General features: G+C 57.6%; 15 protein-coding genes. 6 read left to right on the forward strand and 9 right to left on the reverse strand.

Going from position 1 to position 16,086, the window contains the following annotated elements; genetic code table 11:
- Positions 1–93: 93 nt before the first annotated feature.
- Positions 94–1,071 carry a sugar ABC transporter substrate-binding protein gene (locus ABID19_RS15585; RefSeq protein WP_292515013.1) on the reverse strand — a complete coding sequence of 326 codons (978 nt, stop codon included), beginning with the start codon at positions 1,069–1,071 and terminating at the stop codon, positions 94–96.
- Between the two features lie 269 nt (positions 1,072–1,340).
- Here ABID19_RS15585 and ABID19_RS15590 point away from each other — a divergent pair, with 269 nt between their 5' ends.
- The 4 genes from ABID19_RS15590 (at position 1,341) to ABID19_RS15605 (ending at position 5,173) form a co-directional block, all read left to right on the forward strand.
- Positions 1,341–2,567 (forward strand): ROK family transcriptional regulator, encoded by a 1,227-nt coding sequence (locus ABID19_RS15590; protein WP_354491847.1) that lies wholly within the window; start codon positions 1,341–1,343, stop codon positions 2,565–2,567.
- Between the two features lie 124 nt (positions 2,568–2,691).
- Complete coding sequence (locus tag ABID19_RS15595; protein WP_435528730.1) at positions 2,692–2,865, forward strand: hypothetical protein; 174 nt, start codon at positions 2,692–2,694, stop codon at positions 2,863–2,865.
- A complete protein-coding gene (locus ABID19_RS15600; RefSeq protein ID WP_354491849.1) occupies positions 2,862–3,785 on the forward strand; it encodes a carbohydrate kinase family protein in 924 nt (307 codons plus the stop codon). The genes ABID19_RS15595 and ABID19_RS15600 overlap by 4 nt, the downstream gene beginning before the upstream one ends.
- 245 nt (positions 3,786–4,030) lie before the next feature.
- Complete coding sequence (locus tag ABID19_RS15605) at positions 4,031–5,173, forward strand: DegT/DnrJ/EryC1/StrS family aminotransferase (protein WP_354491850.1); 1,143 nt, start codon at positions 4,031–4,033, stop codon at positions 5,171–5,173.
- A 29-nt stretch (positions 5,174–5,202) separates the two neighbouring features.
- On the opposite strand, the gene ABID19_RS15610 is transcribed toward ABID19_RS15605, so the two are convergent.
- The 3 genes from ABID19_RS15610 to ABID19_RS15620 all read right to left on the reverse strand — a co-directional run bounded on the left by ABID19_RS15610 (position 5,203) and on the right by ABID19_RS15620 (position 7,981).
- On the reverse strand, positions 5,203–6,450 hold the full coding sequence (locus tag ABID19_RS15610; protein WP_354491852.1) for a glycosyltransferase family 4 protein: 1,248 nt from the start codon (positions 6,448–6,450) through the stop codon (positions 5,203–5,205).
- Between the two features lie 316 nt (positions 6,451–6,766).
- Positions 6,767–7,519 carry a class I SAM-dependent methyltransferase gene (locus ABID19_RS15615; RefSeq protein ID WP_354491854.1) on the reverse strand — a complete coding sequence of 251 codons (753 nt, stop codon included), beginning with the start codon at positions 7,517–7,519 and terminating at the stop codon, positions 6,767–6,769.
- Between the two features lie 270 nt (positions 7,520–7,789).
- Positions 7,790–7,981 carry a hypothetical protein gene (locus tag ABID19_RS15620; protein ID WP_354492200.1) on the reverse strand — a complete coding sequence of 64 codons (192 nt, stop codon included), beginning with the start codon at positions 7,979–7,981 and terminating at the stop codon, positions 7,790–7,792.
- Between the two features lie 286 nt (positions 7,982–8,267).
- On the opposite strand from ABID19_RS15620, the gene ABID19_RS15625 reads away from it, so the two are divergent.
- Positions 8,268–9,587, forward strand: a complete 1,320-nt coding sequence (locus ABID19_RS15625) for an ABC transporter ATP-binding protein (RefSeq protein ID WP_354491856.1) — start codon at positions 8,268–8,270, stop codon at positions 9,585–9,587.
- A 25-nt stretch (positions 9,588–9,612) separates the two neighbouring features.
- On the forward strand, positions 9,613–10,383 hold the full coding sequence (locus ABID19_RS15630) for an ABC transporter permease (protein WP_354491858.1): 771 nt from the start codon (positions 9,613–9,615) through the stop codon (positions 10,381–10,383).
- Between the two features lie 51 nt (positions 10,384–10,434).
- On the opposite strand, the gene ABID19_RS15635 is transcribed toward ABID19_RS15630, so the two are convergent.
- From ABID19_RS15635 to ABID19_RS15655, 5 genes are all read right to left on the reverse strand, one after another.
- Positions 10,435–11,124, reverse strand: a complete 690-nt coding sequence (locus tag ABID19_RS15635; RefSeq protein WP_354491860.1) for an FkbM family methyltransferase — start codon at positions 11,122–11,124, stop codon at positions 10,435–10,437.
- Positions 11,125–11,207: 83 nt separating this feature from the next.
- Positions 11,208–12,524 carry a glycosyltransferase gene (locus tag ABID19_RS15640; protein WP_354491862.1) on the reverse strand — a complete coding sequence of 439 codons (1,317 nt, stop codon included), beginning with the start codon at positions 12,522–12,524 and terminating at the stop codon, positions 11,208–11,210.
- Positions 12,517–13,773, reverse strand: a complete 1,257-nt coding sequence (locus ABID19_RS15645; RefSeq protein WP_354491864.1) for an FkbM family methyltransferase — start codon at positions 13,771–13,773, stop codon at positions 12,517–12,519. Before ABID19_RS15645 ends, ABID19_RS15640 begins: the two co-directional genes overlap by 8 nt.
- Positions 13,774–13,789: 16 nt before the next feature.
- The gene (locus ABID19_RS15650) at positions 13,790–15,082 is read right to left on the reverse strand and encodes a glycosyltransferase (RefSeq protein ID WP_354491866.1); all 1,293 of its coding nucleotides are present in this window, start codon (positions 15,080–15,082) and stop codon (positions 13,790–13,792) included.
- A 5-nt stretch (positions 15,083–15,087) separates the two neighbouring features.
- Entirely contained in the window at positions 15,088–16,077 is a 990-nt protein-coding gene (locus ABID19_RS15655; RefSeq protein WP_354491867.1) for a polysaccharide pyruvyl transferase family protein, read from the reverse strand.
- Between the last annotated feature and the right edge of the window lie 9 nt (positions 16,078–16,086).

Below are 16,086 nucleotides of genomic sequence, written 5' to 3' on the forward strand. Positions count from 1 at the left end.
GGAATTGCTCGCGCTTGGCGAAGCGCATCGTCCGCCCGAAACGACCGGGGATCAAGCCCCGGCCGATCGGTTCTGTTGCCAGTCAGACCGGCATCAGCCCCAGCACTTGGCGAGGCCTTCCTTGGTGTCGATGGACTTCACGCCTTCCGCCGGCTTGTCGGTCACGAGGTTGACGCCGGTATCGAAGAAATCCTTGCCTTCGGTCGGCTTGGGCTTCGTCCCGTCCTTGGCGAAAGCAGCGATCGCTTCGATGCCGAGTGCCGCCATCTGGAGCGGATATTGCTGCGAGGTCGCGCCGATCACGCCTTCCGCGACCGACTTCACGCCGGGACAGCCGCCGTCAACCGAGACGATCAGCACGTTGCCTTCGAGGCCAACGGCCTTGAGCGCCTGGTAGGCGCCGACGGCTGCCGGCTCATTGATGGTATGGATGACATTGATGCCGGGATCTTTCTGGAGAAGGTTCTCCATCGCCTTGCGGCCGCCTTCCTCGTTGCCGTTCGTGACATCGTGGCCGACGATGCGAGGATCGTCCTCGTCGCCGATCTTGTTGGGGTCCTTCACGTCGATACCGTAGCCCATCATGAAGCCCTGATCGCGCAAGACGTCGACCGTCGGTTGCGAGGGGGTCAGGTCGAGGAAGCCGATCTTGGCATCCTTCGCCTTGTCGCCGAGCGTCGCGGCGGCCCACGCGCCGATCAGCTTGCCGGCCTCCAGATTGTCGGTCGCGAAGGTCGCGTCGGCGGCGTCGAGCGGATCAAGCGGCGTGTCCAGCGCGATCACCAGCAGACCGGCGTCACGTGCCTTCTTCACCGCAGGCACGATACCCTTGGTGTCCGACGCGGTGATCAGGATGCCCTTGGCGCCGTCGGCGATGCAGCTTTCGATCGCCGCCACCTGGCTCTCGCTGTCGCCGTCGATCTTGCCGGCGTAGGCTTTAAGCTCGACGCCTAGTTCTTTCGCCTTGGCGGCCGCACCTTCCTTCATCTTGACGAAGAACGGGTTGGTGTCGGTCTTGGTGATCAGGCAGGCGCTAACGTCGGCGGCAGACGCAGCCGAGGTAAACGCCATCAGGCTCAATCCGGCCGCAGCAAAAACGGTGGACTTCAATAGTGCTGTCTTGGTCACGATTTTCCTCCCAGTGGACCATTTCGGATGCCGGCCAACCGGCATCCGCACAAGCATCCAGACGACTTCTCCCGGCGTGGACGCCTGCCCCAACAGAACACCAGCCCGAAGTCTCTGTCAATAATTAAATCACTCTTATTTATTATTGACAGCGTTGCATCGTTCACCCATTCTGGCCCAAAAGCATTGCGGGGAACGACGGGAGGAACAGGGTGGAGATCGGCATTACAGGGCACGGTTCGCCCGAGGCAGCCGAAAGCCGCATTCATCGCGGCACCAACCAGAGCGGCATGCGCGACCACAATGAGCGGCTGGTGCTGTCGCTGGTGCGTCGGCACGGCAGCCTGGCGAAGTCCGACATCGCACGCATGACAGGGCTTTCGGCCCAGACGGTTTCCGTCATCATGCGCGAGCTTGAGGAGGACAAGCTCCTTGTCCGCCAGGCGCCGTTGCGCGGCAAGATCGGCCAACCTTCCATTCCGATGGCGCTCAATCCCGATGGCGCCTATTTCATCGGCCTGAAGATCGGGCGACGCAGCGCCGAACTCGTGCTGATCGATTTCCTCGGCAATGTGCGTTCGATGCTGCAGCATTCCTACCGTTATCCGGCACCGCGCGAGACGGTTGAATTCGTCACCTCCGGGATGAAGACGATGCGCGGCGAACTCACCCCGGCGCAGGACAAGCGTATTGCCGGACTTGGCATCGCCATGCCGTTCGAATTGTGGAACTGGGCCGATACGGCAGGTGCGCCGCGCGATGTCATGGACGAATGGCGCCACCGCGACATCCGCGCCGACATCCAGGCGCAATGCGAATTCCCGGTCTACCTGCAGAACGATGCCACCTCGGCTTGCGGCGCCGAACTGGTGTTCGGTAAGGCGGGCGCGGCGCGCGACTTCGTCTATTTCTATATCGGCGCCTTTGCCGGCGGCGGCATCGTGCTGAACGGTCACCTTTTTGGCGGGCCGACCGGCAATGCCGGCGCGCTGGGTTCAATGCCGGTGCCCGGACCGGACGGCAAGCCGGCCCAACTGATCGACGTGGCGTCGATCGCGATGCTGGAAAAGGCGCTCAACGCGCGCGGCGTCGAGGCCTCGCATCTATGGACGTCACCGGAGGACTGGGGCGAGATCGGCGTCGAACTCGACCGCTGGATAGCCAGCGCCTCGCAAGCGCTCGCCTATGCCATCGTGGCGGCGTCCTCGGTCATCGATTTCGAGGCCGCAGTGATCGACGGATGGATGCCGAAGGCCGTGCGGCGCCGGCTCGTCGATGCCGTTGTCGAAGCTATCAGCAAGATCGACGGCGAAGGCCTGAAGCTCCCAGCCGTTCGCGAGGGAACCGTCGGCATCCATGCACGTGCCCTGGGCGGCGCCAGCCTGCCGCTTTCCGAGCGCTTCCTCATCGGTTCGACCATGATTTCCAGGAGTGCCTGAGCATGCTGATCGGATCCCGGTCTGCTCGATCCCGAGCGGCTGGCGACGCTGACACGGCCGTAGCAATAAGATCGCGCCTCCAGTCGCTGGTGATCGCTGGCTTGCCGATCCCGTTCATGGCGAGATGGAGGCGATCTGCGCCAAGCCCGCATCGGACCGCAAGGTGGTTGCGCTCGCCGGCGGCGACTTCTATCTACGGTCCGCGCACGCGATCGTTGCGACAAGCGAGTTGCGGCTCTACGCCAACATCACCACCCGCAAGGTTGTGATCCACCCGCCGGAGAACAGCAAATCATGATCCTCTGTTGCGGCGAAGCCTTGATCGACATGCTGCCGCGCACCACGACGGAGGGCGAGCCGGCCTTTGCCCCCTATGTCGGCGGCGCAGTGTTCAATACGGCAATAGCGCTCGGCCGGCTGGGGGCACCCGCCGCCTTCTTTTCCGGCCTGTCGTCGGATCTGTTCGGCGGGCGGTTGAGGGACGCGCTCGGGGCAAGCAAGGTCAGTTCCACCTATGCGCACACATCGCCCCGGCCGACCACGCTTGCCTTCGTGCGGTTGGACAACGGCCAGGCGAGCTACACGTTCTACGATGAAAATACAGCCGGACGCATGCTGACCACCGATGATTTGCCGAAACTCGGCAGCGAGGTCGAAGCCATGCTGTTCGGCGCCATCAGCCTGATCTCGGAACCGGCCGGAGCGGCTTATGAGGAATTCATGCGGCGCGAGCACAGCCGCCGCGTCATGATGCTCGATCCCAACATTCGGCCCAATTTTATCCCTGATAAGGCCAAGCATCTCAGGCGCATCCGCTCGATGATGGCCATGGCCGACATCGTGAAGCTGTCGGATGAGGACCTCAACTGGTTCGGCGAAGCCGGCTCGCACGAGGATGTCGTCCACAATTGGCTGGATCGCGGCCCGACGCTGATCGTCGTCACCCATGGCAGCGAAGGCGCTGTCGGCTACACCAGGGATCACAAGGTCACGGTCGTGCCCGACAAGGTCGAGGTGGTCGATACGGTCGGTGCCGGCGACACGTTCAACGCCGGCATCCTGGCCTCGCTGCACGAGCAGGGCCTGCTGTCGAAAGAGGCGATCGCCAAGCTGCCGGAAGACGCCATCCACAAGGCGCTGGCGCTCGGTGCTAGGGCTGCGGCGGTGACGGTGTCGCGGGCCGGAGCCAATCCGCCCTGGCGGCATGAAATCGCCTGATTGGACGGCTATGCACCCAGCTTGCCGATCACTTTATGTTTCGCCGGCTCGGGTCATGCGCGATATGAAGACCAAATGACATCCGACGAAGCCCGGATTTCCGGCATCTGCAAGGGTACTTCGGAAATCTGAGGTAACAGACTGCGACACTTGAGCAATTCGCGGTTTGGCTCGTGCGGGTTTCTCGGTCGGGCCAAGTCTGCTACCAGCGGCCGATTATCTGGCTAGCACCGTTTGAGGCCAACATGCAGTTCATTGATCTTGGCGCGCAGCGCGAGCGCATCCGCGACAGGCTGAAAGCGGCCATCGACCGCGTTGTCGACGAGGGGCGCTATATCCTCGGGCCTGAGGTCACCGAATTCGAAAACAAACTCGCCGCCTATATCGGCACCAAGCATGTCGTCGCCTGCGCCAACGGTACCGACGCGCTACTGCTGCCGCTGTTTGCTGCCGGCATCGGCCCGGGTGACGCGGTGTTCGTGCCGAGCTTCACCTTCGCCGCTACGGCGGAAGTGGTGGCGCTGGCCAAGGCCGAGCCAGTTTTCGTCGATGTCGATCCCCAGACCTACAATATCGATGTCGCCAGTCTCGAGGCGGCGATCGCCATGATCAAGAAGGAAGGCCGGCTTAAGCCGAAGGCGATCATTCCGGTCGACCTGTTCGGGCTAGCCGCCGACTATGAGGCGATCATGACAATCGCCAGCCGCGAAGGATTGTTGGTGATCGAGGATGCCGCCCAGTCGATGGGTGGTTCGCTCGACGGCAAGATGTGCGGCGCGTTCGGCCATGTCGGATCGACCAGCTTCTACCCGGCCAAGCCACTCGGCTGCTATGGCGATGGCGGCGCGATGTTCACCAATGACGATGCGCTGGCGGAAAAGCTCCGCTCCTTCGCTTTCCACGGCAAGGGCGAAACCCAATATGATAATGTCCGCGTCGGCATCAATTCGCGGCTCGATACGCTGCAGGCGGCAATCCTGATAGAGAAGCTGGCCATTCTCGAAGACGAGATGGTTGCCCGGCAAGCGGTTGCAAATCGTTACGCCGAAGGACTCGGCGATGTCGTCAAGGCGGCGCGCAACCTAGACGGCAGCCGTTCGGCCTGGGCGCAATATGCCATCGAGACGCCGAAGCGCGACGGGCTCAAGGCGCATCTCGGCGAAAAGGGCATTCCGTCGGTCATCTATTACGTGAAGCCCTTGCACAGCCAGATCGCCTACCGCGATTATCCGCGCACGCCGACCGGTCTTGCCGTCTCGGAGGAGCTGCCGAAGCGCATCCTGTGCCTGCCCATGCACCCGTATCTGAGCGAGGCAGACCAGGATCGGATCATCGAAACGATCCGTAACTATATCGGCTCGAATTCGGCGCACACCGCGGCCGCGTAGAGCCTCGTGCGGTCGGGGCGAGGTGAGAGCTAAACGTCCGTCAGCAGCGCTAGGAAACGACCGACAACCGCTTCTTCGCTGAAGTCTCGGCTAAGAAACAGCCGGTGGCCGGCCTTTCCATGACGATCAAGAAGGCCGGGATCGGCGAGATATCCGGTAATTGCGTTACATATCGTCTCGACCATCGCGGCCTTCTCACCAGCCGGCAGGAGATAGCCAGTGACGCCGTCGACGATGATTTCCCGGCATCCTTCGATATCCGTCCCAAGGCAGGCAACTCCACATGCGGCCGCCTCAATGAGAATGCGCGGTATGCCTTCCCCGTAGCGGGTCGGCAGGCAGACAAGATCGACGCTCTGGAGCAGTTTGGGCATGTCAGCGACCTCGCCCAGAAACGTGATGGAACCCTCACATTCCAATTCCCTAGGCGCAACGCCATCCGAATCGTGAGGCTCGACCATCCCGGCGACCAGAAACTGGAGATTGGGGTTTTGGGAAAAGCGCCGCGCAACCCCGATGAAGACATCCAAGCCTTTTGATCTCAACAGCCTTGAGGCGAAGAGAATTCTGATTGGCCCTTTTTCTTGGCGGGGGGGACCAGGATGAAATCTGCCCGGATCGACGCCGGCTCCGCTGATGGTGGTCGAGTTGTCCTCTCGAATCAGACCTTCGTCCAGCCACAGATTGCGGTCGTGCGATGTCTCAAAGGTGAAGCAAATGCCCGATCGCGCCGACAGGAAACGGATCACGCGGCCAACCAGCAGTCGTGAAGCTCGCGCGACCCAGCTCTGATCCGCGGCGGACGGGGACATCAGGCGTCCGAGGCCGGGAATGGTGATTAGGATGCGACCGGCCGCCCCGGACGGCAGGCGCGCCAGAACAGCGGCGATGCCGACGAATACTGCAGGCTTCAGGGTGATCAGATGTATCGCGTCCGGCTTCAGCGTTACGATCTTACTGAAGGAGCGGATCATGAGCGCGCAGTCGCGTATCGGATGGACGGTGAAGCGATCGATCGGAATGTGTATCGCCGACCAGCCACGCGGAACCGACCCCGGAATAGCCTTTCCACCGGTCATCACTGTCACTTCCGCGCCGCGCTCCACAAGCCCTAGCACTATCGGCAAGCGGTGGCGCAGGAAATAATCGCTGTCGTTGCATACAACCATGATCTTGGTCATGCTAGGTGAAGCTCCAAAGTGGAGGGCTGCGGTAGGTCCGTAAGCCGTGCTCCTCCATTGGCGACGATATCGACGTCCTCGGATTCGCGAGGCCAACGAGCGCGCTTTCCCGCGTCACCTGACGAACGCAGGCGCTACCGGAGACTCCCTGCTGGCGGCGGTAGCCGGTGGTCGGCGACTTGCAGACGTCGCGCTCCAAAAGGTTGTCCGAGGGCTGGACGGTGATCACTTCGCCCCAAACCGACCAGCCCACGGGAACCGCGCCGCACATGACCAGAATGGTATTTTCCCTCACCCTCGACATCGCAAAAACCGTGGCAGACGGCAAGCATGTCGATCGATTGCTTGGTCCTTTCGTGAGCGGAACCACCGCCTTACGAAAGCGCCTTGACACTACGGACATCGCATGTCGCTAACGCTTCTTACAGATCACCAAGTCTTGAACGTTGGAAATCACCCCGCGCTTGATATCGCGGATCTCGAAAAACTGACTCCAATGACGACGTATATAGTCATCGTCATGGGCCGTCAGGCCATAGGAACTCGTAATACCGGGATAGTCCGTCGATTTTTTGTGGCCGAAACGCTCATATTCAATGTATATGAAGCCGCGTTCCTTCAATTGCTCGTCTGTGATTTCGGTCCAGCCTGGATCGCCACGTTTGCGGCGAGCCTGCATTGCTTTGTAGCCGGAAGTCGTAATAAGAGCGATGCCACCCGGCTTCAGGATTCGAGCCATCTCCTTTAGCCAGCGGTCTTGAGCCTCCTCGGGCATGTGGGTCCAGACCGATACCGAATAGATCGCGTCGAAAGTTCTGTCCTCGTAAGGGAGAGGCGGATCATACTTGGTGTGTAGAACGGAAATCTCCGGAATTTGCCGCTGAAGATAGGCCGCACCTATCCGATTCACGTCGCAGCAATGTGTTGGCCATTTCTTCTCGGCATGCATTTTGAGAGCAACACGACCGACGCCGCAGCCGAAATCAAGGATCGTTTTAGGTTTTGTCCAAGGCCAGAAGCCGAATTCGGACTTTAGGTGACTGGAAATAACGGGCTCTATCACTTCGGCCTGCCGCTTGAAGACCTCCCAGTTGGGCGCACCAACGCGTTGCATCTCCTCCGCCGACGGCGTTCGGTATTTCGAAAACCAGGGTGCTTCTGTCAACGTCAATCTCCTGCAGGCTTCAGTCGCGCAAACATCAATCGTTTGGCAGTCCAACATTCGTCTGAGGAAGACTTTTTCCGGCACATGGAGCGCCGCCTTCCACGATTTGCCCGCACTTCATCTCGCCTCGATGCGTTTGTACCCATGTTGCCGTGGGATGCAACGCCCATTGCCTTTTGATGAACCGAAATTTGCACCAATCCGACCGTGGGAACAGGCGCGGCGAAGTGGCGTTCGCCGTGCATAATGACCGCATGCCTGGGAACGAGATCATCCGCGCAGGCGTCCCGGCAGGGTCGCATCGCTGTGGGTGGAATTAGGGAACTCCGGATCAGACTGCAGCGATGGCGTGGCGCAACGGCTCGTTAGCCTGAACAGGCGATAGACCGAGGCTTCCGACACGAAGTTGTGCTCCGTGTCAGTGAAGCGCACCGCCAGTTCGCGCGGCAGTTCCAGCGCCATGTCGAGGCCTCCGGAGGCACTGTAGCTGCTTGCCGGGCAACAGTCCGACGGCCTTGCCCTATTGATTCCATTTCTAATCCAGCTTTCGGGGCGAGTCACGCAAGCTGCACCGGTTCCCTATTTCCGAAAGTCGCGGTCGCCGAAGTCGAGGAAGCACAAGTCAGGCGACAAGCCGAGGTCAATCCAGACGAATTGCCGATTCGGCAGAAAGAGGGTAGTGCGTGCTGGCGCACCGCCGACGGCGTCAGGTTGCAGCCGTTCAAAGGCGATACAAGGGAAATAAGCCTTGCAAGACGTAGTTCTACAAATCGAAAATCTCACAAAGAAGTTTTCTGCGAAACAATCCCCTGGTCGAGCCCTTCGAAACGCCCTGTTTCCCAGTCAGGCTAAGCTGGATCGCTCATTCGCTGCTGTAGATTCTGTGTCACTGAAACTTTCGCGGGGCGAGGTGGTCGGCATAATTGGCCATAATGGCGCAGGCAAATCGACGTTGCTGAAGATGATATCGGGCGTTATCCCGCCGACATCGGGGACGATAAGCATTCACGGAAGGGTTTCGGCAATGCTGGAACTGGGTTCGGCGATCAATCCCGAATACACCGGCATCGAGAACATATATTATTACGGCGCCGTTCTGGGGATCGACCGGAAGACCATGAAAGGTCTGGAAGACAAGATCATCGAATTTGCCGATATCGGACAGCATATCAATCGGCCAGTGAAGTTTTATTCGAGCGGCATGAAGGCGCGCTTGTCCTTCGCCATAGTAACCACCATAAAACCCGACATCCTGATCGTGGATGAAATCCTCTCGGTCGGCGACGCCGCTTTCTCCGCGAAAAGTGCTGCGCGGATGCGCGAGCTGATCGGAAGCGGAGCCGCAGCGCTTGTGGTGTCACATAGCGTCGCCACGATGACGAGCTTGTGCGATCGCGTCGTCTGGCTGGACGAGGGGAAAATTGTCATGAACGGACCCCCGTCGGAAGTCATCACGCAGTATTCTGCGACCATGCTGATGTCTTCCACAGCGCGCAGACAGCATCTGATCGACCTTCTTTCCACCGAACGGACCGCTACTTCGAAAGCGGCCGCAGCCGCGACAAAAGGCAAACCGAAAGCCGCGTCTGAGAAGGAAGAGGAAAGGCGCGAGCCGCCGCCGGCGACCGTAGTCAACAACGGCGGCGCGCGTATCGAACTGGTCGAGATCATAGACGAAAAGGGAAATCCGACGAGGCAATTGTCATCCGGGCAGCCGTACACGATCGAGATTACCGCAGCCACCGAACTTGTCATCAACGATCTCAGCATCGGCTTGTCGATCAGAACGCGTAACGGCGACGTTTTGGGCGGGCAGATCTATAAGCTTGAGAAGCGAAGGAGCCCGGGGACGTTTCAGGCCGCGTGCACGTTCTTGAATCCAATCGTCACCGGACACTACTACCTTACGTGTGACATTCGATCCGATAATCGAAAACGCATCCATCACATCATCGACCTGGTCACCCCGTTTTCCGTGCTGTCTCCGCCCCAGACGAATTGCGTCGGCCAGATAAATTTCAACTTTTCCTGGTCCGTCGACGGCGACCAGACCGCGAAGGTTTCTTGAAGCGATGGTTTCTGTGGCGTCGAAATTGACGATATCTGGCAAAGGATCCCTCACACGGGAGATCTGGCGACGCGAACTGCGCTCGATGACGGCAAATCGCGCGCTTTCGTTCTTGTGGCTCATCTTCGAGCCAATCGCCATCCTATTCCTGATATGGTTCGTTTTTAAAAGAACACTCTTCAACGTGAATGGGCCATCATACTTTATATATATGGGAACTGGTTATATAGCCTGGCAATGCTTTATCCGTATCCTTATTTCCGGATGCAATGTTTTTATAAAATACAAAACGATACTCAACCAATCTACCGCAAGTCCGATAAGTATTTTTTCTGGTGTTGTCCTGGCGGAAGCCACCGTCAGCATTATACTATTTTCGATTTACTTCGCGTTGGCCTTCTTCATGGGCTGGAGGCCGGGATACACGATGTTTCTGTTTCCCTTCGCATTTGTCACGCTCCTAACAGTAGCAGCCCTGTTCGCGATTGTGGCCGGATCGATCAACGTCTTTGTGAGAGACGTCGGAAACGTCGTGGGTATGATTTCGAGATTTGGCATGTGGATTCTGCCAATATTCTGGAAACCGGAACATATCAGCGGGATATTCCATGCGATCACGGTAGGAAATCCCGTTTTCTTCCTTCTTGAGTTTTGCCGTTGGACAGTGGATACATCGACAGTCAGTGCTGCCACGATGAACAGTCTCGTTTATTATATTTTGACAATATTTATCATCGGAGCCGTAGCAATCTGGATCTATCGACGACTGAAGCCCAGCATGGCAGAGTATTTGTAGCACTCGGCAGGATTTCTGGTGTAGCTCGGCAACGACGCAGGCAGTGCGAGATTATGCCGTTGCGGGACGAAAGACAGCATTCCCCCATTTGAGCTGACCCGATGCGTCGTAGACAAAATCATAAAAATCATACAACGCGTAGTCGAAGCGGCCGAGATATCCGGCAATCTCGTAAAAAGTCGTCTGGCCGACGTAGATCGGAACGAAAATCATTTCGCAATAGACAGACGCGACGGCTTTTCGAGACAAAAGGCCTTTGCCCCCATCGAGAACCTGACGCTCGAATCCCTGTGTGTCGATCTTCAAAAGGTCGACCCTGTTGATGCCCTGGGAGGCACAATAGGCATCGAGTGAAACCGCCTTGACTGTGCATTCGGTCGGTTGCGCCGACTGCGGCATGTATCGTGCGGCATCTGCATGAAAGGGAAGCAACGAATTGGTCACGCTCAATTCCGCGTGGACATGCATCGTCTTTGTTCCACTCTCCGCATCCGCGGCAGCTTCGACACAGGTAACCCTCGGCTGATCTCGAAAGCGGCTCCTGAGCTTTGCTGCAGATGCAGGAAATGGCTCGAAAGCATGGATCCGCGCGTTCGGGAACGCATCGAGCAGCACCGCAGTCGTTTGCCCTACATTGGCTCCTATATCGAGCACGGTGGAGGCCTCCGGCATCAGTTTCTGATGGTCGGCGATCCAGCTCTTCTGGCGAAAGCCACGCGCGAATTTTTCCTCCACCGACATTTCGTTCCCAAGAAGTTCAGTCAACATGCAACCTTTCAGTGAGATTATGGCGTTCGGAAGAGGCCCCTCTTCGATAAAAGCGCCTATCGGCTCCTATCGCGGTCAACGATCTCGGCAAACAATGCTTTGTAACGCTGCGCCTGAACATTGAAGGCGCATTCCCGCTCTACCAGACGGCGGGCTTTCTGCCCCATTCCGGCATAGTCTGATTTCAACATCTGGAGAATGACCTCACCCAATGCTAGAGCACCTCCCCCCGCAGGGGCCAGAACACCCGTTTGCCCAGGCAAGACGAAATCAGGCAGCCCGCCCGTGTCGAAACCAGCGACGGGCGTACCGCACGCCATGGATTCGAGCATCGTGTTCGGCAGATTGTCCTGAAGCGAAGGAAGAATGGTAACATCCGCCGCCGCATAGGCTGCAGCCATATCCAGGTCGTCACTGAAAGATCCTAACGATCGGTGCTCGACAGTCGCGGCCGGCATACCTGCGCCTACGGTTACGAGAAGTGCATCCGGCAGGTCGGCCCTTACACGCTCCACGATCTGTGCCACAAGCTGGCCCCCCTTCCTCTCATTCGACAGCTTGCTGGAAACAAACAGCAGAATGGGACGCTGTGAAGGCAACCCCAGCCTACGGCGCGCCTGTTCCCTCGGCTGCGGCGAGAATGTTTTCAGGTCGATGGAGTTGGGGATCACGTCGATCCGCCGCGCGCCAAGAAGGGGGCTTCTTCGGCACTGTTCTGCCATCCATATACTCGGCGTAACGATATTCAACCTGTCGGCGGGGATGGTGGCATATGCGCGGCGTTTCCTCTCGAAGTTTCGTCTGGAAAGATCGTTCGGCCGCGGCAGAACCAGTTGCGGGCACTTACCGCAAGCTCCTTCGAAACGCCCGCATCCATTATCGTAATGGCAGCCACCGGTAAACGGCACCATGTCGTGCAGTGTCCAGACTACCGGTGCGTGCGTTCTGGCTATTTGGGCAATCGACTCAGGGGTCAGAAAAATCGAAACCCAATGCAGATTTATAATGTCACACCGCGGAATGGAAAGTCGGGCCGCCGCCTGCGGAATGATTGCCTGAAGTTCGAAGATCTCGGCATGCTTCGAGCGAAATGCAGCGGCGGTTCGCGCCTGCAGCGAGCGGAGCATGCGTAGCGCCAATCTCTGTGCCGCGTCGACTGGATTGGCGGGTGCGGGTGGGTGCAAATCGCCAGTCCGATGTCCTCGAAGGCACACAAAACGTGTATCAACGCCAGCCTCGCCGAGCGAGGTGTGCAGACGCTGTGAGGCAAGCGCGGCTCCTCCCTGCCCTCTGAAGGCATTTATGACGGCTACCGACAGTGAAGCGCTTGCGGAAAAATTGTCTGTCATGGGACCGTGTCGACGGTCAGCCATCTCCGCCGCCCTCAGGCCTCCCACGCGTCACGCGACGCCACAGGGAGTAAAGAATTACACGAAGCGATCCTTGAAGTTGATGAATGCGGCTGTTGAGCTCCTGCTGTCGGCGGCGTCTGCGCTCGATCTCCGTGTCCTTCTGCTCAAGCAACTCTGTATTCGCACGGGCTCTTGCCAATGCCTCGGTCACACGTTCGCGCAGACGTTCCGATGTGCGTTGCGCCATTGCCCGCTGCGCCCGGACTTCCTTAAGCAGGCTTTCCAGATTTGTCGCCCTGGCGCGAACCGACTTCAGCGCCCTGTCGGACGTCACAGTTCCGGCGCGAGAGGCTTTCAAGGCATTTTCGACCGTTGCAACGCGCTCTCGAGCGGAAGTAAGCGCCGATGTTAGACGAGCGACTTCCCTAATCTTCACGTCTGATTTCGAACGAATGCGGCCGATCTCGATAAAGGCCTGTTGCAGTTTCTTGTCTCGTATCTCGTCGATTATCTTCCCACTGACGATCCCAGGAAAGGAATACTGCACGCCCTTGGGATGCGTTTGCTTCTCCACGAAGCATTGCATTTGGTACGATAGGAGTTTCGTGGCATCTTCCTCGGTCGCCACAAATATATGATTTTGGGCGATCTTTCGACCAAGCCGGTATCCGTAACCATCCATATAGGAGACCAGAAGGTCCGAACGTTCCGAATTGTTGGCCTCGATAACCAATGCTCGTGGTCGGATCTTGTCCAGGCCCAGCCCATCCAGAACACGCTTCTCGCCACCCTCTACATCAATTGAGATGAAGTCGATCGCCTCACCCCGCGCATGCTCGCGAATGATGCTGGCGAGCGTTCGCGCAGCAACCACGGTCTTCTGGAAGCCATCGACTTTCAGCTCATGCTTTTTATAAGATGCCTTGAGTTGGTCGACGTCTCCATTCTCGATTTCCAGTCGGGAATATATACCTATCTCTTCCGTATAAAACGGGATCTCCCGCAGATTTTCATCATCGACGCACGCCATCTGAAGCGTACACGCGAGAGGACGGTTGCTTTCGCAAATCTTGGCGTAGTCGGGATGGGGCTCGACGCAAATACCGCGCCACCCCTGCTGTTCAAAAGAAAGTGTATTGCTAAGATAGACGCCGTCAAACGCGCCTACATCCACATAAAAGCCTGTCGGCTTGCCTTCAAAAAGATGCCAAAGTAGACAGTCCTCGGCGTTCTCACCATAATAACGAACAAGTCTCTTATCGGTGGACATCTTGATACCGGAAGATCTATGCACTTAACGACGCGCTTTTGTTCTGTTCTCGCCGATTACCTACTTCGACAAAAAGATCCATATAGCGTCTAGCCATCAGCTTGACATTGAAATTCAGTGCATACTCCCGAGCGGAAGCCGACAGTCGTTCCGACGCCTCAGGATCGTCCAAATACCTCCAAATCCGATCGGCCAGCTCGTTCTGGCTTTCTACAGTTCCCAGCAATCCGCTGACGCCATCTTTTATGACTTCCCCGCATCCTCCGACATCGAAGGTTGCACCAGGCAAGCCACACGCAATCGCCTCGACCAACGTGTTCGGCAAATTATCCGCTTCGGTGGGAAAAAGAAAGAGATCGGACGCCCGGAAGACTTTGATCAGATCAGACTCCTTGGAGATGTACCCCATCCGTCGCGCTTTGATGTTTGCCAACTCCCCGATCCAGGGCAGGTCGCCCTCACCCACCAGAAGCACATCGATTTTCGATGTCGCCACTTCATTCAATCGGCGAAGCGTGGCTTCCAGTGCCTTGCCGCCCTTGCGGGCATTGCCGCCGACCCGCTCGGCTACAAATACCAGCACCTTCGCGTCTTTGGCGATCCTGAGCGACTGTCGCGCCGCAATCTTGTTGCCCGGGGAAAAGCGGGTAAGGTCGACACCATTAGGGATCGTGCGAATATTGTCGGAAACGACCAGTTTCGTCTCGTGGCAAAGCTGCCCGAGCCAATGCGAAGGCGTCACGATCGTCAAGCTGCTATGGGCGTAGATACTACGCTTCCACCGCCAGAGACCAGCCGATTGGTCCTTTGCGATCGGAGGGTAGAAATTCAGATGCGGACAAGGGCCGCAGCCATCACGCCAGCGTTCACATCCCATAGAATAGGCGCAGTGCCCGGTGAGCGCCCACATGTCATGAAGCGTCCAGACGACAGGTGCTAGGCGGGAGAGATCCACGATGAGGTCGGTCTGGAAAAATCCGTCCGGCGCGCCGCCATGCAGGTTGTGGAGATTGATGACATCAGGCTGGAATTGGCGGACCGTCGCGAGAATTCTCTGGCGCTGCACCGGAAGAAAGCGGTACTGCCAACCGCTCCACTTCTGAAAGGCTCCAGTCAACTGACGAATGCGCTTAGCATAGGGGCGACCTTCGCGACCGATATCTATGACGTCCTTCTCGTTCGTCACCTTTCGTGCGACCGCGCTGATCACGCGCGCACGAAACTGCGAAACCAGTTCGGCGTTTAGACGGTACGCAGCAATTGCCGCGCCGCCCGCCTTATCGCTTGATCCTATGGATAGCACTCTCATGCCAATCAGCTCTTCAGGTTGGAAGCACTTGGCTGAGTAAACTGACGCTTCCAGGCTTCTATCGCCTCAATCGGCCGGTTCACGACAATGGACCTGTCCTCGGCGAGCGAGGTCTTCAGATCCCCGACGGCCTTGCGTTCAATGACCGGCAGATTGAAATCACGCCCCATTTCCGTGGCCCTATTATCCACCGACACGATCATGGTGCGACGCTTGTGCTGAAGTGCTCGTATGCCCGCATGTAGGCGTGTGCCCACATATTCGAGATCAAGATTCGACGACAGTATCTGATCGAAAGCCTTCAGGCTAGGATCAACAATCTCGGCACGAGTTCCGCAGATGGCCTTGGAATACTCGAGATCACGCGACCCCTGAAGCCAAAGATATACTTTGCTATACTGCTTCGCCAAAATGTTGAACAGATATTTGTCACTTTCGGGATGCGGCTTATAATCAGTAAGCGTGAAAATAACATTCTCCGCCTTGCGTTTGGGAATCTGACTCGTGTGCTCGGCATCGAGATCCCAAAGCGTCATGCACCCTGTATTGACGACGTTAGGAAGCCCCATTTCCTGCAGTTTGCGCTGGGTGTATCCATCCCTGACGGAATGCAGCATGTTTCCATGAAGAAAGCGCTTCAGCAAAGTGCGAGTATAGAGCGTCGACTCCTTCTGGTATTGCCACCAACCGACCCCCATCAGAATGACGTTCTTTAATCTGAAGTAGTCTCGGTAGCTCACCTTCCATTGATTGTATTTCCACATGTCTCCCGTTAGCAGATTTGTGCCACCAACAATCGCGAACGAACTTTGCTCAAGAATTTTAAAGCTCTCGCTCGACAAGTAGTCATGGGTAGGAATAGAACAAAAGAAGGTTCGCGGATACATGCGTCGCAGCTGAGTATTGACTGCATCCATAATAATCTGGTCACCCAGATTTTTAGTGCAGACAGATGTATCAAGAAGCGCGATGAGTGGAGTATTCTTTTCTGTCATTTTCTGCAA

Source organism: Mesorhizobium robiniae (genome assembly GCF_040545535.1).
GTDB classification, from domain to species: Bacteria; Pseudomonadota; Alphaproteobacteria; order Rhizobiales; family Rhizobiaceae; genus Mesorhizobium; species Mesorhizobium robiniae.